This is a genomic window from Phaeobacter sp. JH20_08, from assembly GCF_048056635.1.
Taxonomy (GTDB): domain Bacteria; phylum Pseudomonadota; class Alphaproteobacteria; order Rhodobacterales; family Rhodobacteraceae; genus Phaeobacter; species Phaeobacter bryozoorum.
Genome location: NZ_JAYMVV010000007.1, coordinates 57,779 through 82,858, shown reverse-complemented (window position 1 = coordinate 82,858; position 25,080 = coordinate 57,779). Strand labels below are relative to the sequence as shown.

The 25,080-nt window shown below is 61.9% G+C and carries 22 protein-coding genes; 7 read left to right on the top strand and 15 right to left on the bottom strand.

Features of this window, described 5'->3' with window-relative positions:
* Positions 1–84: 84 nt before the first annotated feature.
* Positions 85–291, bottom strand: coding sequence for a cold-shock protein (locus VWY75_RS08370; protein WP_014875579.1), 207 nt, complete (start codon positions 289–291; stop codon positions 85–87).
* A 54-nt stretch (positions 292–345) separates the two neighbouring features.
* Positions 346–1,374 (bottom strand): tryptophan--tRNA ligase, encoded by a 1,029-nt coding sequence (gene trpS / locus VWY75_RS08365; RefSeq protein WP_416536669.1) that lies wholly within the window; start codon positions 1,372–1,374, stop codon positions 346–348.
* Positions 1,375–1,502: 128 nt separating this feature from the next.
* Between trpS and VWY75_RS08360 the strand changes: the two genes are divergently transcribed.
* Positions 1,503–2,189, top strand: coding sequence for a rhomboid family intramembrane serine protease (locus tag VWY75_RS08360; protein ID WP_340547344.1), 687 nt, complete (start codon positions 1,503–1,505; stop codon positions 2,187–2,189).
* A gap of 96 nt (positions 2,190–2,285) precedes the next feature.
* On the opposite strand, the gene VWY75_RS08355 is transcribed toward VWY75_RS08360, so the two are convergent.
* From VWY75_RS08355 to bhcA, 6 genes are all read right to left on the bottom strand, one after another.
* Positions 2,286–4,352: a TRAP transporter large permease subunit gene (locus tag VWY75_RS08355; RefSeq protein WP_416537473.1), complete on the bottom strand. Its 2,067-nt coding sequence runs from the start codon at positions 4,350–4,352 to the stop codon at positions 2,286–2,288.
* 78 nt (positions 4,353–4,430) lie between these two features.
* The gene (locus VWY75_RS08350) at positions 4,431–5,477 is read right to left on the bottom strand and encodes a TRAP transporter substrate-binding protein (RefSeq protein WP_340547342.1); all 1,047 of its coding nucleotides are present in this window, start codon (positions 5,475–5,477) and stop codon (positions 4,431–4,433) included.
* Between the two features lie 343 nt (positions 5,478–5,820).
* Complete coding sequence (gene bhcD / locus VWY75_RS08345; RefSeq protein WP_416537472.1) at positions 5,821–6,813, bottom strand: iminosuccinate reductase BhcD; 993 nt, start codon at positions 6,811–6,813, stop codon at positions 5,821–5,823.
* An 86-nt stretch (positions 6,814–6,899) separates the two neighbouring features.
* Positions 6,900–8,063, bottom strand: coding sequence for a 3-hydroxy-D-aspartate aldolase BhcC (gene bhcC / locus VWY75_RS08340; protein WP_416536672.1), 1,164 nt, complete (start codon positions 8,061–8,063; stop codon positions 6,900–6,902).
* 41 nt (positions 8,064–8,104) lie between these two features.
* Positions 8,105–9,079, bottom strand: coding sequence for a beta-hydroxyaspartate dehydratase BhcB (bhcB, locus tag VWY75_RS08335; protein WP_416537471.1), 975 nt, complete (start codon positions 9,077–9,079; stop codon positions 8,105–8,107).
* Positions 9,079–10,269, bottom strand: coding sequence for an L-aspartate--glyoxylate aminotransferase BhcA (bhcA, locus tag VWY75_RS08330; protein ID WP_340547338.1), 1,191 nt, complete (start codon positions 10,267–10,269; stop codon positions 9,079–9,081). Before bhcA ends, bhcB begins: the two co-directional genes overlap by 1 nt.
* A 204-nt stretch (positions 10,270–10,473) precedes the next feature.
* On the opposite strand from bhcA, the gene bhcR reads away from it, so the two are divergent.
* On the top strand, positions 10,474–11,304 hold the full coding sequence (gene bhcR, locus VWY75_RS08325; protein WP_416541999.1) for an HTH-type transcriptional regulator BhcR: 831 nt from the start codon (positions 10,474–10,476) through the stop codon (positions 11,302–11,304).
* A gap of 146 nt (positions 11,305–11,450) precedes the next feature.
* Here bhcR and murJ read toward each other — a convergent pair whose 3' ends face one another.
* The 3 genes from murJ to VWY75_RS08310 are packed head-to-tail and all read right to left on the bottom strand — an operon-like array spanning position 11,451 to position 16,961.
* Positions 11,451–13,004 (bottom strand): murein biosynthesis integral membrane protein MurJ, encoded by a 1,554-nt coding sequence (murJ, locus tag VWY75_RS08320; protein WP_416537469.1) that lies wholly within the window; start codon positions 13,002–13,004, stop codon positions 11,451–11,453.
* Positions 13,001–15,829, bottom strand: a complete 2,829-nt coding sequence (locus VWY75_RS08315) for a [protein-PII] uridylyltransferase (protein WP_340547335.1) — start codon at positions 15,827–15,829, stop codon at positions 13,001–13,003. Before VWY75_RS08315 ends, murJ begins: the two co-directional genes overlap by 4 nt.
* Positions 15,789–16,961 carry a penicillin-binding protein activator gene (locus tag VWY75_RS08310; protein WP_340547334.1) on the bottom strand — a complete coding sequence of 391 codons (1,173 nt, stop codon included), beginning with the start codon at positions 16,959–16,961 and terminating at the stop codon, positions 15,789–15,791. The genes VWY75_RS08315 and VWY75_RS08310 overlap by 41 nt, the downstream gene beginning before the upstream one ends.
* A gap of 84 nt (positions 16,962–17,045) precedes the next feature.
* Here VWY75_RS08310 and rsmI point away from each other — a divergent pair, with 84 nt between their 5' ends.
* The 3 genes from rsmI to gshB all read left to right on the top strand — a co-directional run bounded on the left by rsmI (position 17,046) and on the right by gshB (position 19,343).
* On the top strand, positions 17,046–17,906 hold the full coding sequence (gene rsmI, locus VWY75_RS08305) for a 16S rRNA (cytidine(1402)-2'-O)-methyltransferase (RefSeq protein ID WP_340547333.1): 861 nt from the start codon (positions 17,046–17,048) through the stop codon (positions 17,904–17,906).
* Positions 17,907–17,956: 50 nt separating this feature from the next.
* Positions 17,957–18,313, top strand: coding sequence for a YraN family protein (locus VWY75_RS08300; RefSeq protein ID WP_340547531.1), 357 nt, complete (start codon positions 17,957–17,959; stop codon positions 18,311–18,313).
* 97 nt (positions 18,314–18,410) lie between these two features.
* Entirely contained in the window at positions 18,411–19,343 is a 933-nt protein-coding gene (gene gshB, locus VWY75_RS08295; protein ID WP_340547332.1) for a glutathione synthase, read from the top strand.
* 21 nt (positions 19,344–19,364) lie between these two features.
* On the opposite strand, the gene VWY75_RS08290 is transcribed toward gshB, so the two are convergent.
* From VWY75_RS08290 to cobU, 4 genes are all read right to left on the bottom strand, one after another.
* A complete protein-coding gene (locus tag VWY75_RS08290) occupies positions 19,365–20,867 on the bottom strand; it encodes a YifB family Mg chelatase-like AAA ATPase (protein ID WP_416537468.1) in 1,503 nt (500 codons plus the stop codon).
* 144 nt (positions 20,868–21,011) lie between these two features.
* Positions 21,012–21,695 carry a glutathione S-transferase gene (locus VWY75_RS08285; protein WP_416537467.1) on the bottom strand — a complete coding sequence of 228 codons (684 nt, stop codon included), beginning with the start codon at positions 21,693–21,695 and terminating at the stop codon, positions 21,012–21,014.
* Positions 21,696–21,753: 58 nt separating this feature from the next.
* Positions 21,754–22,359 (bottom strand): histidine phosphatase family protein, encoded by a 606-nt coding sequence (locus VWY75_RS08280; protein ID WP_416537466.1) that lies wholly within the window; start codon positions 22,357–22,359, stop codon positions 21,754–21,756.
* Complete coding sequence (cobU, locus tag VWY75_RS08275) at positions 22,356–22,874, bottom strand: bifunctional adenosylcobinamide kinase/adenosylcobinamide-phosphate guanylyltransferase (RefSeq protein WP_416537465.1); 519 nt, start codon at positions 22,872–22,874, stop codon at positions 22,356–22,358. Before cobU ends, VWY75_RS08280 begins: the two co-directional genes overlap by 4 nt.
* Before the next feature lie 292 nt (positions 22,875–23,166).
* Between cobU and VWY75_RS08270 the strand changes: the two genes are divergently transcribed.
* Both VWY75_RS08270 and VWY75_RS08265 read left to right on the top strand, forming a co-directional pair.
* Positions 23,167–24,045 carry an RNA polymerase factor sigma-32 gene (locus tag VWY75_RS08270; protein WP_340547327.1) on the top strand — a complete coding sequence of 293 codons (879 nt, stop codon included), beginning with the start codon at positions 23,167–23,169 and terminating at the stop codon, positions 24,043–24,045.
* Positions 24,042–25,001 carry a ChaN family lipoprotein gene (locus tag VWY75_RS08265; RefSeq protein WP_416541613.1) on the top strand — a complete coding sequence of 320 codons (960 nt, stop codon included), beginning with the start codon at positions 24,042–24,044 and terminating at the stop codon, positions 24,999–25,001. Before VWY75_RS08270 ends, VWY75_RS08265 begins: the two co-directional genes overlap by 4 nt.
* Positions 25,002–25,080 lie beyond the last annotated feature (79 nt).

The window sequence follows — 25,080 nt, the reverse complement described above, 5'->3', positions numbered from 1 at the left end:
GCGGCCTTAGGTGATTCTATCCACAGGTCACTGTGGTCAGAATGTCTTTAGATGGATGGGCGCGGAAACTCCGCGCCGCGATCCTTACAGCAGTTCCAGCGAACCTGCGGACTGCTTGCCGTCACGACCAGTTTCCAGCTCGTAGGAAACTTTTTGGTTGTCGTTCAAACCATTAAGGCCCGAGCGTTCAACCGCAGAGATGTGTACAAACACGTCCTTGCCGCCAGACTCAGGCTCGATAAAGCCGTAGCCTTTTGTTGCGTTGAACCATTTCACGGTGCCATTGGCCATCCGAATTCTCCAGTATCTATCTCCCCGCAGGGTGCGGGATCGTAAGGCCTGATATCACAGAGTAACCGGCGCGACCATGCCCACAATGTCATAAGTTTTGCGAAGAATGGGGGCTGTGATTTCTCGGGCACGCTCTGATCCCCGGGCAAGGATCTTGTCGATTTCGTCCTGATGCTGCATCAGCCGGGCCATTTCCGTAGTGATCGGCGCCATTTTCGAAACCGACAGGTCGGCCAGCATCGGCTTGAACTCGGAAAACGGCTTGCCGCCGACTTCGGCCAGCACCTGTTCCACCGACAGTTCGGCCATGGCGGCATAGATATTGACCAGGTTGCGCGCCTCGGGCCGCCCCTCAAGCCCCTCAACCTCGGAGGGCAGGGCATCAGGGTCGGTCTTGGCCTTGCGGATCTTCTTGGCGATGGTGTCGGCATCATCCGTCAGATTGATGCGGCTGGCATCCGAGGGGTCGGACTTCGACATCTTTTTCGATCCGTCGCGCAGGGACATGACGCGGGTGGCCGCCCCTTCGATCACCGGCTCGGTCTCCGGGAAGAAGTTGACACCGTAGTCGTGATTGAACTTCATCGCGATGTCGCGAGTCAGCTCCAGATGCTGCTTCTGGTCCTCGCCCACCGGCACATGGGTGGCGTGATAGACCAGAATGTCCGCCGCCATCAGCGCCGGATAGGCAAAGAGCCCTAGCGAGGCGTTCTGCGCATTTTTGCCGGCCTTGTCCTTCCACTGGGTCATCCGCTGCATCCAGCCCATGCGGGCGACGCAGTTGAAGATCCAGGCCAGCTGCGCATGTTCAGGCACCTGGCTCTGGTTGATCAGGATCGACTGCTCGGGGTCCAGACCCGCAGCAATGAAGCCCGCGCAAAGCTCGCGCGTGGATTTCTTCAGATCCGCCGGATCCTGCCAGACGGTGATCGCGTGCAGATCCACCATGCAGTAGATGCTCTCCACGTCCTTGGCCTGCCAGTCCACGAACCGCTTCAGCGCGCCAAGATAGTTGCCAAGGTGCAGATTGCCCGATGGCTGGATGCCGGAAAACACGCGGGGCGTGAATGTGGTCTCGGTCATCAAGAAACTCCCGTCTGGAATTAGGATCCTCGCTGGCTTAACCATGGCGGCAACCCTCGTCAACCGCGCGCGGATCAACCGGGCGGCCGGGCAGAACAGCAGAGCAGGCAAGCAGGAGCAAGAACACGATGGAATATCAAAAAGAGCCGTCGCCGGTGAACCCGCTGCCGCCCGTGGTGGTGGCGCTGGTGCTGATCCTCTTTGCCATCGAGGCCGGATTTTCCCTCGGCGCGCGCGGCATCATCGGCGGCCCCGAGGCGATTGGCTGGCGGCTACAGGCGATCCAGACCTATTCGTTCTCGTCCGACATCTTCTGGTGGATGTGGGAGACCGGGCAATGGCCGGTGGAGCATCTGATCCGCTTTGTCTCCTATCCCTTCGTGCATGTGGCCTTTACCCAGACGCTGTTTGTCTGCGTTTTCGTGCTCGCCATGGGCAAGATGGTGGGCGAGATATTTGGCGATCTGGCCATGGTTCTGGTGTTTCTGATATCCGGCATTGGCGGCGCCTTTGGCTATGCGCTGCTCACTCAATCGCCGGTTCCGCTGATCGGCGGTTTCCCCGCCGTCTACGGGCTGATCGGAGCCTTTACCTATATCCTGTGGCGGCAATTGTCGCTTGTCGGCGCCCAGCAAAGCCGCGCCTTCACGCTGATTGCCTTTCTGATGGGGATCCAGCTGCTGTTTGGCCTGCTGTTTGGCGGCACGCTTGACTGGGTCGCCGATCTCTGCGGCTTTGCCACCGGCTTTGGTCTCTCCTTCTTCCTCGCCCCCGGTGGCTGGGCCCGTATCCGCAACCGCATCCGCCGGGAGTAGGGGGCGAAGGCCGCAGGATCGGACAGGGCGTTCTCAGTTCGATACTGGCAGCGGGAAAGGGCTGGTGGCGCCACTCTGGACGCCACCAGCCTGGCCTCAATAGGCCACCGATGGCAGCCAGGTCGCGATCGACGGGAACCAGATCACCAGGGCGAGTCCGGTCAATTGCAGCAGGATGAAGGGAACGACGCCCTTGTAGATATCCGTCAGCGTGACCTCGGGCGGGCAGACGCCCTTCAGGTAGAACAGCGAAAACCCCACCGGCGGTGTCAGGAAGCTCGTTTGCAGCGTTACAGCGACGAGGATCACGAACCAGACAAGCTCCGGGTTATCCAGCCCATAGCCAGGTACCGACAAACTCATTGCCGCAATGATCGGAGCGACAAGCGGCAGGATGATGAGCGTGATCTCGATCCAGTCCAACACAAAACCAAGCAGAAATACGATGAACAGAATGAACAGGATCGTGCCCATTTCTCCCAGGCCCATGCCTTCGATGGTGTGGGTGATCAGCTCATCGCCGCCCAATTCGCGCAGAACAAAGGCAAAGCAGGTGGCACCAAGGAAGATCGCAAAGATATAGGCCGTTGTCTTGAACGTGTTCCGTGTCACTTCGACCAGTTTCGCGATTGTCAGCTTGCGATAGCCTATTGCCAGCAGCGTGGCCCCGGCGGCGCCAACACCTGACGCTTCCGTCGGTGTCGCAAGACCGGCAAAGATCGACCCCAACACGGCAAAGATCAGCGCCACGGGCGGCAGAACCGCCTTGAACACATCCCAGATCGCCGCCCAGTCCACCTTCTTGGCACCCTCAGGCAGTGGCGCCACATCAGCGCGCAGGGTTGAAATCACCACGATGTAGAGGATGTAAAGGCCCCCGATGATCAGGCCGGGAAACAGCGCCGCCATAAACAGATCACCCACTGACAGCGCCATCTGGTCGGCCATGATGACCAGCATGATCGACGGCGGGATCAGAATGCCAAGCGTGCCGGACGAGGCAATCACGCCTGCCGCCAGTGTCTTGGAATATTTCTGTTCCATCATCGCGGGCATCGACAAAAGACCCAACAGCACGACGGACGCCCCGACGATACCGGTCGAGGCGGCCAAGATGATCCCGATCGCAGTCACGGTGATGGCCAGGCCCCCACGCATGGTGCCGAACAATCTCTGCATCGAGGTCATCAGCCGCTGTGCCACGCCGCTTTCGTCCAGCATCAGCCCCATGAAGATAAACATGGGAAGGGCAACAAGAACGGCGTTGGACATCGTCGCGTAAACACGGTTCACAACCGCGCCAAGTGTCAGGTAATCGAGCCCCGTAAACGTGGCCTCCATGCCCGTCCAGAGCAGCATGTCATTGTCGCCGAGGTAAGCAATACCGCAGTAAAGAACGCCGATGCCCGACAGGACCCAGGCGACCGGAATGCCGGTGAACAGGACACCAACGAAGGACATGAACATTGCGATGACGAGCTTTTCCTCAGGCGCCTCCACCAGCCGCATCAGGGTGAACGTCACGATGGCGAAGCCAACCATCATCCACATGAGGGGTTTCAGACCAGCACGATCCGACGATGGATCGGCGCGGGTCACCAGCATGTAGAGGTCATGAATCAAGCGTGCGACAGCAGCCATGGCAATCAGAACAAAGCTGGCCGGGATAACAGCCTTCAGCAGCCAGCGCGCCGGTAGGCCGGTGGGGCTGTCGGACCGTTCGTTGACCCGGTAACTGTCCTGAAAATAATCGAGACCCTGATCAATCATCAGGTAGCAGAACGGCAAGATCAGAACCACGATCCCGACAATTTCGATCGCCCGCCGGGCGCGGAAGGAAAAGCCGGCACGCAAAACGTCGACGCGGACATGGGCGTCGGTGCTCAGCGCATAGGACACGCCGACCATGGTTGTCAGCGCATAGAGATGCCACTGCAATTCATCCAGCTTTGGAAAATTCAGATCCAGCGTATAGCGCATCCCAACCTGCACTATGATAGCAAGGATCAGGAGCACATTTGCCCACATAACGACGTGTCCGACGCCCTTGACCAGCCGGTCCAGCGTGGCTGCGAATTTCGGGTCTTTCCGGTCGTCGTTTTCGATTTCTTCCCAAAGCGGGTCATAGTGGGCGTCTTGGTGATCGTGAGATGTCGATGTCATTTCTTTTCCTCCCCTGAACCGGGCCTCCCCCGATCAGATCAAAAACCCGGACCGCAAAGCCGGTCCGGGTTAGATGTGTTACTGGCGTGGCAGGAATGCGTGGGCTTTCCACAGGGCGTAGCCTTCGCTGAACTCATTCAGGTCGGCGTATACCTTTGCAAAGAACTCATCGTTTGCGGCTTCTTCCTCGGCCACCTCGGTCCAGGTCGCGCGGAAGACGTCCAGCATCTCGGGTGTCCAGTCGACAATGGTCACGCCGTTTTCATCGACGTTCTTCTGCATCGCTGCAAACTGGATCGCCTCACCTTCGGCAAAGCTCTCGGTCATCTGCGCACGGCAGGTCAGCTCAATCTGGGCCTGCAAGGTCGGGTTCAGCTCGTTCCATTCATCCTTGTTGATGATCAGTTCAAAGATGGTGGCCTGCTGATGCCAGCCCGGGAAGTAGTTGTACTTCGCCAGTTTGTGGAAACCGAGACGCTGGTCGATGGCGGGCATCGAGAACTCGGTGGCGTCGATTGCCCCTTTCTCCAGGGCCGGGAAGATCTCACCGCCGGGCAGCAGGGATGTGGCAACGCCCAGTTTCTGCATGACTTTGCCGCCCAGACCGAAGAAGCGCATCTTCAGGCCGTTCAGCTGTTCAACCGATGTGATTTCTTCAGCGAACCACCCCGAGGTTTCCGGGGCAATAATGGTGCAGGGAAGAACTTTGACGTTGAAACCGGCCTGATCGTACATCTCCTGATACAGATCCATGCCATTGCCGTAGTAGAGCCAGGCCATGTATTCGCCTGCTTCGGGGCCGAATGGGACAGCCGAGAACAACGGCGCTGCCGGAATCTTGCCGGCCCAGTAGCCAGCGGTGGCAAAGCCCGAGTTGATCTTGCCGGATGACACCGCATCAAGAATCTCAAACGCCGGAACCAGCTTGCCGGGCTCGTAGACCTTCATCTTGATGGCCCCACCTGAGATAGCCGCAAGATCCTCCGACACGCGAACGATCGGTGTGCCAAGCCCAGGCAGTTCAGTTGAAAAGGCGACCGGCGTTTTCAGCAGAATTTTGTCTGAGGCAAAGGCCGGTGCCGCGGCCAGAGCCGCTGCGGCGAGAGCTGTTGCTACTTTCTTCATGTCGTTTTCCTCCTTGATGACATGTGTCCGGATCTTTTTGCAGACCCGGTTGGGTAAGCCGGGGATCACGTCCCGGCCATGTGCGCCTCGCAAGGCATCTTGAAACCTGTCGAGATTGGGCGCGCACCCGACCGGGTGCGCGTGGTTCTGCGGGTGCTTCCAAAGGGAACACTCTGGTCAGGGACAGCAGCCAACGGCGATCAAACATATTTTGACCCGCATCTGACTTTCCCGGATTCTGCGGTCTGCCGGCCCCGACATCCCCGGCGATTTCGACGGCGTGGCCCGGTTGGGCCGCACTCTCCGCGTCCGAGTCTCCGATCTCTTTACCGGAGGGCCGCTTTTACAAAGCGACGCGTGTCGCCAGATTTCTTTCATCAGCGATCCGCGCCGCGACCGAGGCGACGGCCAGATCCTGAAGGCCCACACCGGTTCCATCAAACACAGTGATTTCACTGTCACTGCTGCGGCCCGGATGGTCGCCGTTGATCACGGCACCGATGGGTGTGATGTCAGCTTCGTCGATCAGCCCGGATGCGATTGCATGTTGCGCCTCGCCAATGGTGATCGACTGGGCGATCTCATCCGCAAAGACGGTGGCCTTGCCAAAGAGCGCCGCGTCCACTTCCATCTTGCCCTTGGTGTCTGTGCCCATGCAGGCAATATGCGTGCCGGGCTTGATCCAGTCGGCCATCAACAGCGGTTCAAACGCCGATGTAATGGTGATGATCACATCCGCCTGCGCGCCCAGCTCTTCTTGCGTTACGGCTTCGAACTCCAGACCCAGCTCTTCAGCCACGGCGCCCAGACGCGGCAGCATGTCGGGATGCGGGTTCCAGGCGACGACCTTCTCGAAATCGCGCTGTTCGGCAGCGGCCCGAAGCTGAAAGGTGGATTGATGACCTGCGCCCACCATGCCAAGGACTCTGGCGTCCTGTCGCGCCAGATGAGCAATTGAGACGGATGACGAGGCAGCGGTACGGACTGCTGTCAGGTAGTTGCCACCGACCAGCGCTTGAAGACGACCGGTATCTGGATCAAACAGAAAGATGGTGGACTGGTGGTTGGTCAGCCCGTTGTCCATGTTGCCGGGCCAGAAGCCACCGGATTTCACACCCAGAGATTTCCCCGCCCGGTCAAAACCCGATTTGAACCCATAGAGCGCATCGGCGTATCCGATCGCCTCGCGGATCACCGGGAAATTGTAAGCGTCTCCGCGCGCCATGGCGCCAAAAACAGCCTCTACCGCGTCAAAAGCATCAGCACGGCTGACGGTTTTTGCGCAGATCTCCTCGCTGACAATCAGCAATCCATCGGTGTCAGTTGGGTTGGTCATCGTCTTGTTCCTTTGTGAGTTCATTTTGCGGGGGCGGCGTCTAGCACCACGCCGCACCCCGCGCGCCAGTGGGAGGAGGGCTGGCGTTAATAGGCTTTGCCGCGGGCGGAGACGGGCCAGAGGGTTTCGACCTTGCCGCCCCGCACGCCGACATACCAATCATGGACGTTGCAGGTCGGGTCACAATGACCTGGCACGAGCCGGAGCTTGTCGTTGACCTTCAGGGCTCCACCGGGATCTGCGACAACGCCATGCTCATCCGAACATTTGAGATATTCGACATCGTCGCGGCCGTAGATAAAGGGCAACCCACTGTCCACGGACTGGGTCTTGAGGCCTGCATCCACGATGGCCTTGTCGGCCTTGGAGTGGCTCATGACCGTGGTCAGGATGAACAAGGCGTTCTCCCATTCCCCAGCGTCGATGCGCTTGCCGTCCTTGTCGAGGATGCGGCCATAGTCGGCATCCATGAAGGCGTAGGAGCCACATTGCAATTCGTTGTAAACACCCGAGTTCGACTCGAAGTAATAAGATCCGGTGCCACCGCCACCGACGATGTCACACTCCAGGCCTTCGGTTTTCAGCGTGTCGACCGCATCCCTGACCATGGCCACCGCAACGTCGATCTTCGCCTTGCGCTCGTTATAGTCGTCAAGATGCTGCATCGCGCCCTGATAGGCCTGGATGCCGGCAAATTTCAGACCTTCTGCGGCGTCGATGGCCTTGGCGATTTCCACGACATCGCGCGTGCTCGACACGCCACAGCGTCCTGCGCCACAGTCAATTTCGACGAGGCATTCGATCTGGGTCCCATGCGTCCTGGCCGCAGCCGAAAGGTCAGCCACATTGTCGATATCATCGACACAACAGATCGCGCGGGCGCCCAGCTTCGGCAGACGCGCAAGACGGTCGATCTTGGCGGCGTCGCGCACCTGGTTCGATACCAGAATATCCTTGATACCACCCCGGGCGAAGACCTCAGCTTCAGAGACTTTCTGACAGCAGACACCGCAGGCGCCGCCGAGCTCTTCCTGAAGCTTCTGCACGTCGACCGACTTGTGCATCTTGCCGTGGGTGCGGTGGCGCATACCGTGATCCTTGGCATAGTCGCCCATCTTCTTGATGTTGCGCTCCAGCGCGTCCAAATCCAGCACAAGGCATGGGGTCTGTATGTCAGCCTCATCCATGCCCGGTTTGGCCGGGATGTCGTAGCCCACTTCGAATGCGTCGAGATTGGTCATGTCCTTCATGTCCGTGCTCCTCTGTCGGGATTTCAGTAAGATGATTGAGATCAGGCGGCGGTCAGCCAGGGCAGCTTGTCGAGGTCGACATTGCCACCGGTTATGATCAGGCCGACGCGCTTGCCCCTGAAGGCCTCCGGGTTCTTGAGAACCGTTGCGAGCGAAACCGCCGATGATGGCTCCATGACCACCCGCAGGTGCTTCCAGGCCAGCTTCATCGCATCAATGATGTCGTGCTCGGAGGCTGTGTAAATCTCGGACACATGGGTCGAAACGAAGTGCCAGGTCAGGTCCTTGAGCGGCACCAGCAGCCCGTCCGCAATGGTCTTGGGTGCGTCATCGGCAATGATATATCCGGCCTTGAAGCTGCGAAACGCATCGTCGGCCTGTTCGGGTTCGGCCGCGATCACCTTGGTTTCCGGCGCAAGTGTCGACAGGGTCAGGCAGGTTCCCGAAATCATGCCGCCGCCACCGATCGGGGCCACAACCATATCGAGACCGCCGGTCTGTTCTATGAATTCCTTCGAGCAGGTTCCCTGGCCAGCGATGACGCGCGGGTCGTTATAGGGGTGCACGAAGTCACCGCCGGTTTCGCTTTGCACTTTGGCAAAGGTCTCCTCGCGCGAGGTGGTAGAGGGCTCACATTCGGTGATCTTGCCGCCGTAGCGGCGCACCGTGTCTTTCTTGGCCTGTGGCGCGGTGTGCGGCATGACCACATTGCACGGGATGCCCCGCAACATCGCCGCATAGCTCAGGCAGGAGGCATGGTTGCCCGAGGAATGCGTCGCAACACCCTTTGCCGCCTGGTCATCATCAAGACCGAATACGGCGTTCGAGGCACCGCGCACTTTGAAAGCACCCGGCTCCTGAAAGTTCTCGCACTTGAAAAACAGGTCGCACCCGGCGATCTCGTTCAGGTAATCCGACGTCCGAACCGGTGTACGGCGGATATGTGGCTTGATCCGCTCATGCGCGGCCAGCATGTCCTCGTAGGTGGGGATATACATGGGTTGGATATCCTTCATCACGCGGCCGCTTTGGCTGCGGTTGCATGGGTGCTGCGGAAATACTCCTGTGCGGCAGTCACCCCGCTGCCGAGTTGGACCGGATAGTCGAGATCGGCCATCGCCATCTCAATGGTGGCAAGACCGGACAGAACCATGACGTCGGTCAGGCTGCCCAGATGGCCGATGCGAAAGGCCTTGCCGTTCATCTCGCCGAGCCCAATCCCGAAGGACACGCCGTAGGCGTCAAAGGCGTGCTCGGTCAGCGCATTGCTGTCGAACCCCTCTGGCACATAGATCGCGCTCACCGTGTCCGAGTAGAGCTCGGGCGATTGGGCGACCAGCTTCAGCCCCCATGCCTGAACCGCGCGGCGCACGCCTTCCGCCAGCCGGAAGTGGCGGGCGTAAACGTTCTCCAGCCCCTCTTCAAAAAGCATCTTCAGGCTTTCGCCCATGCCGTAAATCAGCTGCAACGGTGGCGTATAGGGAAATCCGCCTGAGGCGTTGGCCGCCATCATGTCGCGGAAATCAAAGAAGGTACGGGGCAATGTGGCGGTTGCCATTGCGTCCAGCGCTTTGGGGCTGACACACAGGATGGCCATGCCGGTGGCCAGCATGAAGCCCTTCTGCGACCCGGATACCGCGATATCCACGCCCCAATCGTCAAAGCGGAACTCCATAGACGCCAGCGAGCTGACGCAATCCACAAACAGCATCGCCGGGTGGCTGGCGGCGTCCATCGCCTTGCGAACGCCCGCGATGTCCGACCGCACGCCGGTCGCTGTCTCGTTGTGGGTGACCAGAACGGCCTTGATCTTATGGTCCTTGTCCGCGCTCAGCACGGCTTCGAATTTCTCGGCGGGCGCACCGCTACCCCAGGCGCATTCGATGATCTGAACATCCAGACCATGACGCTGGCACAGGTCGATCCAGCGGTGGCTGAACATGCCATAGCGCGCCACGAGAACCGTATCGCCGGGGCTGAGGGTATTTGTGACAGAGGCCTCCCAGCCACCGGTCCCGCTTGCGGGAAAGGTGATGATCTTGCCATTCGTCGAACCAAACACTTTCTTTGTGCCCTCCAGAACCGGTGCAAACGTGCTGACAAAATCCGGAGCGCGGTGGTCCCGCGTCTGAACATGCATCGCCGACAAGAGCCTCTCGGGAATGTTGGTGGGGCCTGGAATAAAGACTGGATTTTGATCTGACATCACTCGATTCTCCGCTTTGGTAAGTTAATATTACCAGTTCGAAGGCACGCTGCAATTTTCTTGAAAAAGATTTTCAGTATTGAAGAATATTCACTTAGTCACTGATATTGATGAATTTTACATTTTTCATATCCCGACCCCTGTTCATCTTGAAAATATTTTTCACTTCGATACCTTTGAGGCATCGCGAGGTATGAGCTAGGAATGACGATGCAAAAACAGAAACGGTCCCGTGGCAGACCGAAGTCACAATTCACCGAAAGCAGTGCAGGCACGCTTCAGTCTTTGGATCGTGCCCTTGGTGTGCTGACAGCCATTGCACGCGCGGATCGTCTGACGCTGACGGATTTGTCGTTGACCGTCGGCGTTCCCACAGCCACGACCCATCGCATTCTGATGACCCTGCAAAAGCACAACTTCGTCACCTTCGATGAAGACCGCCAGGACTGGCTCATAGGGATCGAGGCCTTTCGCACCGGCTCGTCCTTTCTGAAACGTCGAAACCTTGCCGAGATCGGGCGCCCCGTCATGCAGCTGCTTATGGAGCAGACCGGGGAGACTGCGAATCTGGCGGTGCCCGCCGCCGCGGAGGTTGTCTTTATCGGGCAGGTCGAAACACATAATCCGATCCGCGCGTTCTTCCCGCCGAGCACGCGCACGGCCATGCATGCCTCCGGCGCCGGTAAGGCCATTCTGTCACAGCTGTCAGAAGAGAAAGTCACCCAGTTGCTGACAAAAGCGGGCCTGCAGCAATTCACGGCCAATACCCATACCAGCCCGAAATCCCTGTTCGAGGATCTTGCGCAGATCCGCGCGCGTGGCTGGTCCTTTGACAGCGAAGAGCGCTACGAAGGCATGTCGTGCATCGGCAGCGCGATCTTTGATGAATTCGGCAAACCCTGTGCCGGTGTGTCAATTTCAGGCCCAAGCATCAGGTTTGATGACGCGCATGTTGCACAGTTCGGCGCAGCGGTGTCTAAGGCCGCCGCCGAAATTACCCTCAGGAGCGGCGGCGTTATCCCGGAGCAGATCTGATCCGGATGAGTGCAGCGCCGGTTGCGATGGCCCCTCTGCCCAGCTCTCTTGCCGCGCACCTCACCAATCAGCGCGATGCGCAGCAACACGAACCTCTGCCAGAACCCAACTTGGCGGGGGCTACAGACGCACCGGCCGCACCCCCGTCACCCCGTGTCGCCGCCCCGGCGGACCGAGCGTTTCAGGTCGCCGAGGCGCACCGCCCCGATGATCTGGCCGACGCCGAAATAGACCACCGCGCCCAGCACGATCAGGCCCAGCAGTGCGAGGTAGCGCCAGCTGGGCAGGTAGAACAGCCAGCCAAAGCCCTGTACCACGCCGAATAGCGCCAGCCCCATGATGGCGGAGGCCGCCAGGATGCGCAGGCTCCGGTCGTAGAAGCGCTGATCGAAGCGCGCGACCTCTCCCATACGGCGGGCCCCCAGCCACAGGCAGGCGACCATCGCCCAGCCCGCCACCGTCGCCGCGATGGCGGGGGCGATCCAGCCCAGATAGGGTTTCAGACCAAAGGCAAGAGCGGCATTGATGACCATCGCCACCAGCGCATAGCGAAATGGCGAACGGGTGTCCTCGCGGGCAAAGAACAGCGGTTGTAGCACCTTTTGCAGCACAAATGCCGGCAGGCCCGCGCCATAGATCGCCACCGCCAGCGCAATGGCGGCCACATCCTCGGCCCCGGTGGCGCCACGCTCATAAAGGACCGACACCAGCACAACAGGCACCGCCAGAAACGCCGCAGTCGAGGGCAGGGTCAGCAATAGCGAAAATTCCCCGGCACGGGAAAACGCATCGCGCCCGCCCGCATCGTCCCCCGCCCGCAGACGGCGCGACAGATCCGGTAGCAGCACGATGCCAATCGCAATCCCCACCACCCCCAGCGGCAGCTGATAGAGGCGATCTGCCACAAACAGCCAGCTCACCGCGTTTTCAATGTCAGAGGCCACCTGCTGGCCGACCACCAGATTGATCTGCGTGACCCCCATCGCCAGTGCTGCCGGCAGCGCCACACGGACGAGCTTCTTCATGCGCGGGGTCCAGCGCGGCAGGCCGGGGCGCAGGCGGATACCGGTCCGGCTGGCGGCGATCCACACCAGCGCCAGCTGTGCAACCCCTGCAACCGGAATGGTCCAGACCAGCCAGGTGATCACCTCGCCCCCCAGCACCGCGCCCGCCACCATGGCCGCGCAGGCAAAGATATTGAGCAAGACAGGCGCCGCCGCCGCCGCCGCAAACCGACCGGTGGCATTCAGCACGCCGGAAAACAGCGCCGCCAGCGACATGAACAGAATATAGGGAAAGACGATCTGCCCGTAGCCCACCGCCAGATCAAACCGCGCATCGCCAACAAAACCGCCCGCGGTGGCCCAGACCAGGGCCGGCATGAACACCATGCCAATCCCCACCAGCAGCAGAACGGTCACCGCCAGCAGGTTAAACGCCTCCTGCGCAAACCCCTGCGGATCCTCGCCGCTCTCCAGTCGCTTGGCAAACATCGGCACAAAAGCCGCGTTGAACGCGCCCTCGGCAAAGAAGCGGCGGAACATGTTCGGCAGCCGGAAAGCGGCCACAAAGGCATCCATCAACGGACCCGGCCCGATATAGGCGGTGATCAGGATTTCACGCAGAAACCCCAGGATGCGGCTTGCCAGCGTCCAGAAACCGACGGTGAGAAAGCCCGACAGCAGTTTGATAGGCTTCATGATCCGGCCCGCTTTGCCCCTTCGGCGATGGCGTTGCGCAGCTTGGCCTCCAGCGATTTCTGTTTGGATTCGGAGTAGTATTTCAACCCGAACATATCCTTCACATAAAACGCATCGACCACCTGCTCGCCATAGGTCGCGATGATCGCATTGGCGATATAGATATTGGCCCCCGCCAGTGTGCGCGCCAGATCATAGAGCAGACCGGGGCGGTCGCGGGTGTCGACCTCGATGATCGTGTAGATCTCCGAGCCATCATTATCAAAGGTGATATGCGTCGGCACGTTAAACGCCCGCTCGCGCTTCTTGATCTTGTCGCGCGATTTCAGCGCCTCGCCGGTGATCACCTCGCCCTTCAGGGTCTTGTGGATCATCTCGCGCAGACGCGGCAGCCGGGCGGCCTCATAGGGGTGACCTTCGGAATCCTGGATCCAGAAGGCATCCGTCACATAGCCGTCCTTGGTGGTATAGGACCGCGCATCCACCACATTCGCGCCCACCAGTGCCAGCGCGCCGGCAATCCGGGCAAAGATGCCGGGGTGATCGGCCATCGAGAAACAGGCGCGGGTGGCGTCGCGATCCTCATCGGGGTGCAGGCGGATGATCACCCCACCCGGGTCGTCCAGATCGGTCAGTTCGCGCAGCATCTCGGCAAAATCAATATGGGCCGTCACATGCAGCCCCTGCCAATAGGGGTCATAGTGGCGGGCGGTCTCGATCTTCAGATCGGCCTTGGGCCAGTCGGGCAGGGCGGCGCGCAGGGCCTTCTTGGCCTCGGTGCCGCGATGGGCGCGGTTCAGCGCCTCTACGCCATTCTCCAGCGCCTCGCGGGTCTGGTTATAAAGCGCCCGCAGCAGCGCGGCCTTCCAGTTGTTCCAGGTATCCGGCCCGACGCCGCGAATGTCGCAGACCGTCAGCAGCAGCAGCAGGTCCAGCCGCTTGATCGTCTTTACCGCCTTGGCAAAGCCGCGCACGGTGCGCGGATCGGCAATATCGCGTTTCTGCGCCATATCCGACATCAGCAGGTGATAGCGCACCAGCCATTCAACGGTTTCGCTTTCGCTTTTGTTGAGACCAAGCCGGGGCGCCACACGCCGGGCAATCTGCGCCCCCAGGATCGAATGATCCTGCTCGCGCCCCTTGCCGATATCATGCAGCAGCATGGCGACCATCAGCACCTTGCGATTGACCCCCTTGCGGATCACGGTCGAGGACAGCGGCAGCTCGTCCTCCAGCTCGCCCCGCTCGATGGCGGCAAAGTTGGAGATCACCTGAATGGTGTGCTCATCCACCGTGTAGGAGTGATACATATTGAACTGCATCATCGCCACGATCGGCTCGAATTCGGGCACAAAGGCGCTGAGCACCCCCAGTTCGTTCATCCGCCGCAGCGCGCGTTCCGGGTTGCCGTGTTTCAGCAGCAGATCCAGAAAAATCCGCCGCGCTTCCTTGTCGTTGCGCATCTCGTCGTCGACCAGATGCAGGCTGGCCGTGACCAGCCGCATGGCATCCGGGTGGATCAGCATCCCCGTCCGCAGCGCCTCCTCAAAGATCCGCAACAGGTTCAGCTTATCCGCGCAAAAGGCTTCGGGATCAGAGACATCCAGCCGGTTGTGCACCACCACATAGCCGGGTTTGACCCTCGGGCGACGGCGGAAAATCCGCTCCAGCAGCGGCTCGCTCTTCTGATGGGTGGCTTCCAGTTTGGTGAGAAAGATCCGGGTCACGTCACCCACCTTGGTGGCGTGGCGGAAATACTCCTGCATGAAGACCTCGACGGCGCGGCGACCAGCCCGATCCTCATAGCCCATACGGGCGGCGACCTCGACCTGTAGGTCGAAACTCAGCTGCTCGGTGGCGCGTTTGGTCAGCAGATGCAGATGCGCCCGCACTGCCCAGAGGAAATTCTCCGCCTTGGCAAAGGAATCCAGCTCTTCCGGGCTGAACAGCCCCATCGGCACCAGTTCGGCGACATCCTGCACCTGGTACAGGTATTTGGCGATCCAATAGAGCGATTGCAGGTCGCGCAGCCCGCCTTTGCCTTCCTTGACGTTGGGTTCCACCACATAGCGTTCGCCCTGTTTCAGGTGGCGCGCATCGCGCTCGGCCAGCTTGGCCTCGACGAAATCGCGGGCGTCCTTGGAAAACAGCTCCGCATTGAGCCGCCGATCCAGATCAGCCGCAAGCCCGGCATCGCCATCCAGAAACCGCTGTTCCAGCATGGCGGTGCGAATGGTGAAATCCTCGCCCCCCAGACGGATGCAGTCACGGATGGTGCGGCTCGAATGGCCCACCTTCAGGCGCAGATCCCACAGGATATAGAGCATCGATTCAATCGCGCTCTCGGCCCAGGCGGTGATCTTGTACGGGGTGAGGAACAGCAGATCCACATCGGACTGCGGTGCCATTTCACCGCGGCCATAGCCGCCAACGGCAATCACCGCGATCCGCTCGCCCTGGGTCGGGTTGGCCAGCGGATGCAGCAGGCTGGTGGCGGTGAAATAGGCGGCAGTAACCAGCCCATCGGTCAGATAGACATAAGACCGGGTCAGCGCCCGCGCCGCAAAGGGTTCCTCGGCAAAGGCCTCGGCGATGGCGGCGCGCCCGGCCAGATTGGCCTCGCGCAGGATTTTCACAACGCCAGCGCGCAGCTCCGCCGCCGAGCAATCCCGCGACAGGGCGGTGATGGCGGCGCGCACGGCAACGGCGTCAAAAATTTTGCCGGGGTCGCAGATCAGCGGCCCCAGCAAGGGTGGCAGATGGACGGTGTCCGGCAGCGCTGGATCAGAATCCGGCACCGGCGAAGCTGCTGGGAGCTGGGTCAATAACCACAACCTTCTGTTCTTGGATTGTCGCAACCGCAAGGCCGCGTTCATTGGTGCCATCGGGGCGCAGGCGGAAGATACCACCGGTGCCCTGGAACCCATTGCCACGGGTCAGTGCCGCGCCGGTCAGCGCGTCGGATTTGCCGGCACTCACCAGCGCACCGATTGCGGCAATCCCATCATAGGCCAGACCACCGATCGGATGCGGCGCGGCGCCATAGCTGGCCTGATAGCGGCTGCGGAACTGCTGCGACCGGTTGGTGTCGGGCATTGCGAACCAGCCACCCTGCACACCCGGCAGGGCCAGCGTCTGCGCCGGAATATCCCAGCGGGTGAGGCCGATATACTGCGTTACCGCAGGATCGACACCGGCTTCGGGCATCAGCTGCGTCAGCAGGGGCAGGGCGCCTGCGGTATTTGCCGTCAGGAACACCGACTGCGCGCCGCTGCTGGCGACGGTTGACCGGATCGTCGGGATCGCGTTGATCACGCCCTGCTGCGACAGCTCATAGCTGACGGAGCCGTTGATATTTGCCCCGGTCCCGGCGGCGGCACGTTCGATCGCCACGCGGCCGGCCTGACCTGCGGGGTCACTGCCGCTGACGATCACCATATTGCCCTTGCCCTGACGGCTGGCATAGCTGGTCAGGCGTCGCGCGGTATTGTCAAAGGTCGGCCCGAGGATGAAGACATTGCCGCCGGCAATGGCGGTGTTGTTGGAAAACGCCAGCACATTGACGTTGCGTTGTGCGGCGACCAGACCTGCGGCATTTGCGGCCTCGGCATAGACTGGCCCCAGGATGATCCGCGCGCCATCGTTGATCGCGGTGGTTGCTGCGGTTGCGGCCTGCTGCGGCACGCCGGCGGTGTCATAGATCCGCAGGTCGATCTGCGCCCCGTTGAGATCGGCGATCGCCATGCGGGCAGCATTTTCAAGGCTCTTGGCCAGCAGCGCGTCACCGGGCTGCGCCGAGCCACGCGGAACCAACAGGGCGACCGGAACGGGTTTGGTCGTGTTGATCGACGGCCCGCTGCCAGTCGGCAAGGTGTCACAGGCGGCCAGTGCCAGCGTCGAAACAACGGTTGCAGCGGCCAGTGCCGCCTTGCGGGCGTGTTGAAAAACAGCAAACATAATGGACTTGAAACTCCCTTGTCCGGCGGCGTACGCCGTGTTGGTACCTGAGGGATCATAAACGACCAACAAGGCGGGTCCAGCGTGAATCACAAGATCGTCCATTTGCCATGCGGGCTCTACTTCGTCGCGACGCCCATCGGCACCGCGCGCGACATCACTTTGCGGGCGCTTGACGTGCTGGCCTCCGCCGACATGATCGCCGCCGAGGACACCCGTTCTCTGCGTAAGCTGATGGAAATCCACGGTGTTCCGCTCAATGGGCGGCAGATCGTGGCCTATCACGATCACAGCGGCGCTGGCGCGCGCGGACGGCTTCTGGCGGCGCTGGAGGCGGGGCAGTCCGTGGCCTATGCCTCCGAGGCGGGTATGCCGCTTATTGCCGATCCGGGCTATGATCTCAGCCGCGCCGCCGCCGAGGCCGGGCATCTGGTCACGGTTGCGCCCGGCGCCTCTGCGGCGCTGGCGGCGCTGACATTGGCCGGACTGCCAACGGATGCGTTTTTCTTTGCAGGCTTTCTGCCCAACGCCAGTGGCGCAAGATGCAAACGGCTGGAGGAGCTGGCCGCCGTCCCCGGCACGCTTGTGTTTTACGAATCGCCCAAGCGGATTGCCGCCTCGCTGCGCGACATGGCGGGCGTATTGGGCGACCGGCCGGCGGCGCTCTGCCGTGAAATCACCAAGAAATTCGAGGAGGTGCGACGCGATACCCTGCTGACCCTCGCCGAAGGACTGGAACAATCCCCGGTGAAAGGCGAAATTGTGGTTCTGGTGGACCGTGCGCGCGGCGCCAGTGTCAGCGATGGCGATCTCGACAGCGATCTGCGCGCCGCCCTAAAGGACAACTCCGTGAAAGACGCCGCCTCCATCGTTGCCGAAATGCACAATCTGCCGCGCCGCAAGATCTATCAACTGGCGCTCGACATGGCCAAGGACGCAGGCTGAGCATGGCCGGGCGGGCAGATACCCCGCCCGGACGGCCCTCTGCGCGCGGGCTGCGTGGATCTAGGTCCCATCACGCTGGATACGCCGCGGAAGAGCTGGTCGCCCGGTTTTATGAGCGCGGGGGATACACGGTCGCGGCGCGCCGCTGGCGCGGCGGTGGCGCCGAAATCGACCTGATCCTGCGGCTTGGGGCGATGGTGGTCTTTGTCGAGGTCAAGCACAGCGTCAGCCGCGATGAGGCGATCGCCCGCATCAACAGCACCCAGATGCAGCGCATGATGACCAGCGCCGCCGGGTTTCTGGCCGGCGAACCTGCCGGGCAGCTGACCGAGTCGCGGCTGGATGTGGCGGTGGTTGATGGCACCGGCAGGGTTGAGGTGATGGAAAACGCCTATGGTCAGGGTTGAGCGTCTCTGCCATTGAACCTGTCGCCAAGCTGGGTCATGTATTCGGCGTGGGCGGTTTGCCCATGTCATTTTGCCCATGTCATGAGGGACTGACATTATGAAAATCGCCTTTCAAATGGACCCGATCACCGACGTTGATATCAATGCCGACAGCAGTTTTCGCCTGGCTGAGGAAGCGCAGGCGCGCGGGCATAGCCTGTTTTTCTATGGCCCCGACCAGCTGGCCTATCAGGAGGGCCGCATCACCGCGCGCGGCCATGATATGACCGTTCAGCGCGTGGCCGGACACCCGGCGGAGCTGGGTCCGCGCCGCGAAGTCGACCTGAGCGACTTCGACGTGGTCTGGCTGCGGCAGGATCCGCCCTTTGACATGCACTATATCACCTCGACCCATCTGTTGGACCGGCTGAAGGGTCAGACGCTGGTGGTCAATGATCCCTTCTGGGTGCGTAACTACCCGGAGAAACTGCTGGTTCTGGATTTCCCGGAGCTGACGCCGCCCACCGCCATTGCCCGCGATCTTGAGACGATCAAGGCGTTCAAGGAAAAACATGGCGATATCATTCTGAAGCCGCTCTACGGCAACGGCGGTGCCGGCGTGTTCCGGCTGGACCGCGACGACCGCAACCTGACCTCGCTGCATGAGCTGTTCACCGGCTTCAGCCGCGAGCCGCTGATCGTGCAGAAATTCCTGCCGGATGTGAGCAATGGCGACAAACGGGTGATCCTGGTCGATGGCGAAGCCGTCGGCGCAATCAACCGGGTGCCTGCGGCGGGGGAAACCCGTTCCAACATGCATGTCGGCGGCCGGCCGGAGAAAATCGGCCTGACCGACCGCGACCGCGAAATCTGCGCCGCCATCGGGCCATTGCTGCGCGAAAAAGGGCAGGTCTTTGTCGGTATCGACGTGATCGGCGACTACCTGACCGAGATCAACGTGACCTCGCCGACCGGCATTCAGGAGCTGGAACGCTTCGACGGCGTCAATATAGCCGAGAAGATCTGGCAGGCGATCGAAGCCAAGCTCTGAGCTCTCGCGTGAGAACACGCTTCAGGCGGCAATCCGAAAACTGATCGCTTCGGCGATATGGGGGCGGCGGACATCCGGCGCCCCATCCAGATCGGCGATGGTGCGGGCGATGCGCAGCACCCGGTGATAGCCACGCGCGGTCAGCCCGAACCGGTCCGCCGCCTGCAACAGCAGGGCCCGACCTTCGCTGTCGGGCGTCGCCACCTCCTCCAGCAGCTGACCCTCGGCATCGGCATTCTGCCGCAGCTGGGGATGTTGGCGGTAGCGGCTGGCCTGGACCTCCCGCGCGATGGCAACCCGCATGGCCACCTCCGCCGACGTTTCGCCATCACCCGGCAGGTCCAGATCGGCAAAGCCGACCGGCGGCACATCCACCCGCAGATCGAACCGGTCCATCAGCGGCCCGGAGATACGGCCGAGATAATCCGCCGAACACTGCGGCGCCCTTGCACAGGCGCGATTGGCATCGCTGAGCGCGCCACATTTGCAGGGGTTGGCCGCCGCCACCAGCATGAACCGACTCGGGTAGCTGACATGGGCATTTGCACGTGCCACATTCACATGGCCGGTTTCCAACGGCTGGCGCAGCGTCTCCAGCACTGCCCGGCTGAATTTCGGCAGCTCATCAAGAAACAGCACACCATTATGCGCCAGGCTGATCTCGCCCGGCTGCGCCCTGCGCCCGCCCCCGACAATGGCCGCCATCGAGGCGGTGTGATGCGGCTCGCGGTAGGGGCGGCTGCGCCGAATGCCGCCTTCGTCGATCAACCCGCAAAGCGACTGGATCATTGAGGTCTCCAGTGCTTCGGCCGCGCTTAGCGGCGGCAGGATCGAGGGCAGCCGCGCGGCCAGCATGGATTTCCCCGATCCCGGCGCGCCGACCATATAGAGATGATGCCGACCGGCCGCGGCAATCTCCAGCGCGCGCTTGGCCCGTTCCTGCCCCTTCACATCGCGCAGATCCTTCCCCGCAGGGGGATCAATCACCTCGCCGGGGGCGGCGGGGGGGATCACCATCTGCCCGGTGAAATGCGCCACCACATCCGCCAGACCGCCCGCCGCGATCACCGTCGCATCGCTGACCCAGGCCGCCTCCGCACCCGAGGCCTTCGGGCAGAGCAGCCGCCGTCCTTCGCTCGCGGCGGCCATGGCGGCAGGCAGGGCACCCACCACCGGCACCAGATTGCCATCCAGCGACAGCTCGCCCAGGGCAATGGTCTCAGAGGCCGCCTCGGGCGGGATGATCCCAATCGCCGCCAGTAGCGCCAGCGCGATCGGCAGATCAAAATGGCTGCCCTCCTTGGGCAGATCGGCAGGCGACAGGTTTACGGTGATCCGGCGCGAGGGCAGGGCAATCGACATCGTCGCCAGCGCCGATCGGACCCGCTCGCGGGCCTCGCTGACCGCCTTATCCGGCAGACCGACGATGGAGAAGGCAGGCAAGCCGGGTGCGACCGCACATTGCACCTCGACCGGGCGGGCCTCGACGCCTTGAAACGCAACGGTATAGGCGCGCGAAATCATCTCTCCCCTTTCCGCTGTGGGTAGGGAGAGATGCTTGGCCAACGTGGTTTCGGAGTCGTTAACGCACCGGCGATGCCGCTGCGGTTTTACGTTTTATTCACCCTGATGCCGGGGGACGCCGGGGCGATGCCGGGGACAGTGAGGTCAGCTCAGCTGCCAAGGTTTGCGCGGCAGATCAATCGGGTAGGGATCGGTTGCATAGCTCACCTCGTCAATGCGGTCCTGCCAGCGGCGCAGCACCGGGTCGGACAGGGTGACGCGGCAATAGGCACGCATCTCGTCCGAGACAGGCAGATCAAAGCCGACGATGCGAGCCGCCACCGGCGCATAGAACGCATCCGCGATGGAATAGCTGCCAAACAGCCAGCCATCCTTGCTGCCGGACACTTCGCGTGCATGGGCGAACAGTGTTTCAATCCGCTTGAGATCTGCCAGCACCGCGTCAGAGGGTTCAAACCCCTGATAGATATGTGCCAATTGCATCGGGCAGGCGCTGCGCAGCGCACCAAAGCCCGAGGCCATCTCGGCAACCAGCCAGCGTGCCGTTGCCCGCTGGCGTGGATCCTGCGGCCACATGCCAGCCTCCGGGTGCCGTTCCGCAAGCGTTTCGGCGATGGCGACGGTTTCACCAATCACCGTGCCATCCGGCAATTGCAGCGTCGGCAGCAGCCGTGCCGGGGCCAGTGCCGCCATCTTCTCCGCCATGGTGCCCGAGAACATCTCGACCAGCGAGACCTCATGAGGCAGGTTGAATTTTTCTAGCATCAGCCAGCCGCGCAACGACCAGCTGGAATACTTGCGATCACCGATATAGAGTTGATATGTCATGTCGCGAGGTTAGCGCGCCTCAGGTCATTCTGAAACGGAATATTTGTGCGCTAACCCATCACGGAATGTGATTTATTCTACCACGCCCCCAGCCGCGATCCCGGCTGCTGCCCTGATGGGTGATCTCGGTGACCGACAGGTTGTCGATCCGATGCGAAAAGGCCTCCTCGGCGGTCAGCTGCTCGGCGCGCTGGATCTGCGTCAGGATCTGGCCGAAATGGCCAACCACCACCAGATCCCGGCCGCGATGCGCCTCGATCAGACCATCGATGGCTGCGTTTACCCGCGCGCAGACCTGATTCCAGCTCTCGCCGCCGGGCGGGGTCACATCGCCGGGGGTTTCCCAATAGGCGCGGATACGCTCGGGGTCTTCGGCATCAATCTCGCGCCAGCTGCGCAGCTCCCAGGCGCCGAAATGGATTTCGCGCAGCGCCGGCTGGTCCGTCAGCCGCTGCCGGTCGCGCCCGATGGCCGTCGCCGTATCGCGCGCCCGGCTGAGGTCGGAGGACACCACCAGCGCCTCGGGGGGCAGATACCCGTGAAGCCGGTCCAGCGCGGCGGTATCGGACAGATCGGCGGGCAGATCGGACCAGCCAACCATGGATTTGGCATGGGTCGGGCCGTGACGGACCAGAAACAGTCTCGTGATCGCATCGTTGCTCATAGCGTTCCTTTCAGCACCTGCGGCAGCCCGGCGGTGACCAGCACAGCCCGGTCGGCCACCCCGGCCAATGCGATATTCAGCCGGCCCTGCGCCTCGCGGAACTGCCGGGCCAGCGCATTGTCGGGGACGATGCCATGGCCCACCTCGTTTGACACCACCACCACCTCGGCGGCGCAGCGCTGCAAGGCGGCCATCAGCGCTGCCTGCTCAGCAATCAGATCCGCCTCCGCCAGCAACTGATTGCTGAGCCACATGGTGGCGCAGTCCAGCAGGCAGATCTGGTCGGCGCGCAGCGAGTCGAGCACCGGCGCGAGGTCCCGTGGCGCCTCATGGGTGGTCCAGCCGACGCCGCGCTGATGCAGATGGCGGTCCACCTTGGCCCGCATCTCCTCGTCAAACACTTGTGAAGTGGCCAGATAAACCCTGTCTTTCCCTGAGTTTAGGCAGATTTCCTCGGCATAGGCCGATTTGCCCGATGCCGCACCGCCCAGAATGAATGTGACTTTAGTCGGCACTTTTATTACCCTGAAGCTATCGAGTGTTGTGTGACTGGGTAGCCACGGGTGCGGCGCAACACAAGATGTGTTGACCACGGGCGCGCGTCAGGCCCGCAGAGATGGCGCTGATTTCAGAGGTTGATTGCACCCGGACCGGCCCGCTGTGGCGGCGCATTTCGCGCCTGTCCAACCACGCTGGGGGCCGAGACGACAGTCCCGAGCCTGATTTTCGGGAATTTACCAAGACTGAAGTGATCCAAGAGGGCGCATCGCCCGTATTCAGATCAAAATTCATCTACGGGGAAGAAAAATGGCTCTTGATACCATGATCGAAAACCCGTTGCCCAAGCGGGCAATGAAGGCGGAATTGCTGGACGCAGAGACCGAATTGCGACTGGCCTACGCCTGGCGGGATGAGCGGGACGTGCAGGCGCTGCATCGGCTGATCAATGCCTATATGCGACTGGCGATCTCCATGGCCTCCAAATTCCGCCGCTACGGCGCGCCGATGAATGATCTCATTCAGGAGGCCGGGCTGGGACTGATGAAGGCGGCCGATAAATTCGACCCTGACCGTGGGGTGCGCTTTTCGACCTATGCGGTCTGGTGGATCAAGGCGTCGATTCAGGACTATGTGATGCGCAACTGGTCGATGGTGCGGACCGGGTCGACCTCGGCGCAGAAGTCGCTGTTCTTCAATATGCGTCGGGTGCAGGCCCAGCTGGAGCGTCAGGCCCAGTCCGAGGGCACCCAGCTGGATCAGCACCAGCTGCATCAGAAGATCGCCACCGAAATCGGTGTGCCGCTGCGCGATGTGCAGATGATGGACGGGCGGCTGGCCGGGGCGGATTTCTCGCTGAATGCGGTGCAATCGGCCGAGGAAGAGGGCCGCGAATGGATCGAAGCGCTGGAGGACGACAGCGCCCAGGCCGCCGAGCTGGTCGAGGAAAGCCATGACACCAGGCAGCTCAGGATCTGGCTGGTGGAGGCGATGCAGGCCCTGAACGACCGCGAACGCTTCATCATCACCGAACGCAAGCTGCGGGACAAGCCGCGCACGTTGGAGAGCCTCGGTACGGAGCTGGGCCTGTCCAAGGAGCGTGTCCGCCAGCTCGAGGCGGGCGCCTTTCAGAAGATGCGCAAATCGCTTGAAACCTGCTCACGGGAAGTTCAGAACTTCCTCCTATGACATCTCACATACCTATCATGATCAAAGGCGTGTCCGACTTCGGGCGCGCCTTTTGCATCTGCGCGGCGGCATGGCGACCGAACGCCGTCGGCGTTCTTGTCGCGGCTGCCGTCATGACCGGCACGGCCCGCGCGGACGAACACAGTGGACAGGCCCGCCCGCCTGCGGTGCTGGCCAGCTCGGTGGCGGAGGTGCTGCCGGTTCTGGCCGGGGCCGACGTGGTGTTTCTAGGCGAGATCCACGACAACCCCGCCCATCACGCGGTGCAGGCAGAGATCATCACCGCGCTCCAGCCCGCCGCTGTGGTCTGGGAGATGATCACGGCGACGCAGGCGGCAGCGCTGACACCGGATCTGTTGCAGGATGGTCCGGCACTGGCAGAGACGCTCGACTGGACGCAGTCCGGCTGGCCTGAGTTCGCGCTTTATCAACCGGTCTTTGCCGCCAGTCACGGGGCGGCGCAGTTCGGCGCGCTGGTCCCGCGAACGGAAACCCGCCGCGCGATGGAACAGGGCGTGGCGGGGGTCTTTGGTCCTGATGCGGTGGCCTATGGGCTCACCACCCCGCTGGATGAGGCAGAGCAGGCGGCGCGTGAAGCCGATCAGCTGGCCAGCCATTGCAATGCGATGCCGGGCGAGATGCTGCCGGTTCTGGTTGAGCTTCAGCGGCTGCGCGATGCGGTGCTGGCCCGCGCTGTTGTTGCGGCGCTGGTTCACGTCGCCGCAGACCCGGTCAGGCAATCTGGCGGCCAGAATCCGGGGTCGGTCGTGGTGGTGACCGGCAATGGCCATGCCCGGCTGGATCGTGGCGCGCCGCTGGCCTTGCGGCAGGCGCGCCCGGCGCTGAAGATCACCGCTCTGGGCCAGTCCGAAGGCGGGCAGATCGAGGGGACGTTTGATGTGGTGATGGAGGCAGATCCAGTCCCGCGCCCCGATCCCTGTCTGGCCTTCCAGTGAGGGGCACGCGCGCGCTGCGGCAGACGCCCTGCGGAAAACCGTTTCACACTGGCGACAGGGCGCAGTAGAGTTTGCCGGG

Bases quoted from the DNA above. Each gene is read 5' to 3' on its own strand.
- bhcA (WP_340547338.1), bottom strand. From the start codon at position 10,269: ATGTCAGATCAAAATCCAGTCTTTATTCCAGGCCCCACCAACATTCCC.
- gshB (WP_340547332.1), top strand. From the start codon at position 18,411: ATGAAAATCGCCTTTCAAATGGACCCGATCACCGACGTTGATATCAAT.
- murJ (WP_416537469.1), bottom strand. From the start codon at position 13,004: ATGAAGCCTATCAAACTGCTGTCGGGCTTTCTCACCGTCGGTTTCTGG.
- trpS (WP_416536669.1), bottom strand. From the start codon at position 1,374: ATGACCGAGACCACATTCACGCCCCGCGTGTTTTCCGGCATCCAGCCA.
- VWY75_RS08290 (WP_416537468.1), bottom strand. From the start codon at position 20,867: ATGATTTCGCGCGCCTATACCGTTGCGTTTCAAGGCGTCGAGGCCCGC.
- VWY75_RS08350 (WP_340547342.1), bottom strand. From the start codon at position 5,477: ATGAAGAAAGTAGCAACAGCTCTCGCCGCAGCGGCTCTGGCCGCGGCA.
- bhcD (WP_416537472.1), bottom strand. From the start codon at position 6,813: ATGACCAACCCAACTGACACCGATGGATTGCTGATTGTCAGCGAGGAG.
- VWY75_RS08355 (WP_416537473.1), bottom strand. From the start codon at position 4,352: ATGACATCGACATCTCACGATCACCAAGACGCCCACTATGACCCGCTT.
- VWY75_RS08370 (WP_014875579.1), bottom strand. From the start codon at position 291: ATGGCCAATGGCACCGTGAAATGGTTCAACGCAACAAAAGGCTACGGC.
- bhcB (WP_416537471.1), bottom strand. From the start codon at position 9,079: ATGAAGGATATCCAACCCATGTATATCCCCACCTACGAGGACATGCTG.
- VWY75_RS08265 (WP_416541613.1), top strand. From the start codon at position 24,042: ATGACATCTCACATACCTATCATGATCAAAGGCGTGTCCGACTTCGGG.
- VWY75_RS08310 (WP_340547334.1), bottom strand. From the start codon at position 16,961: ATGTTTGCTGTTTTTCAACACGCCCGCAAGGCGGCACTGGCCGCTGCA.
- bhcC (WP_416536672.1), bottom strand. From the start codon at position 8,063: ATGAAGGACATGACCAATCTCGACGCATTCGAAGTGGGCTACGACATC.
- VWY75_RS08270 (WP_340547327.1), top strand. From the start codon at position 23,167: ATGGCTCTTGATACCATGATCGAAAACCCGTTGCCCAAGCGGGCAATG.
- bhcR (WP_416541999.1), top strand. From the start codon at position 10,474: ATGACGATGCAAAAACAGAAACGGTCCCGTGGCAGACCGAAGTCACAA.
- VWY75_RS08280 (WP_416537466.1), bottom strand. From the start codon at position 22,359: ATGAGCAACGATGCGATCACGAGACTGTTTCTGGTCCGTCACGGCCCG.
- VWY75_RS08285 (WP_416537467.1), bottom strand. From the start codon at position 21,695: ATGACATATCAACTCTATATCGGTGATCGCAAGTATTCCAGCTGGTCG.
- VWY75_RS08360 (WP_340547344.1), top strand. From the start codon at position 1,503: ATGGAATATCAAAAAGAGCCGTCGCCGGTGAACCCGCTGCCGCCCGTG.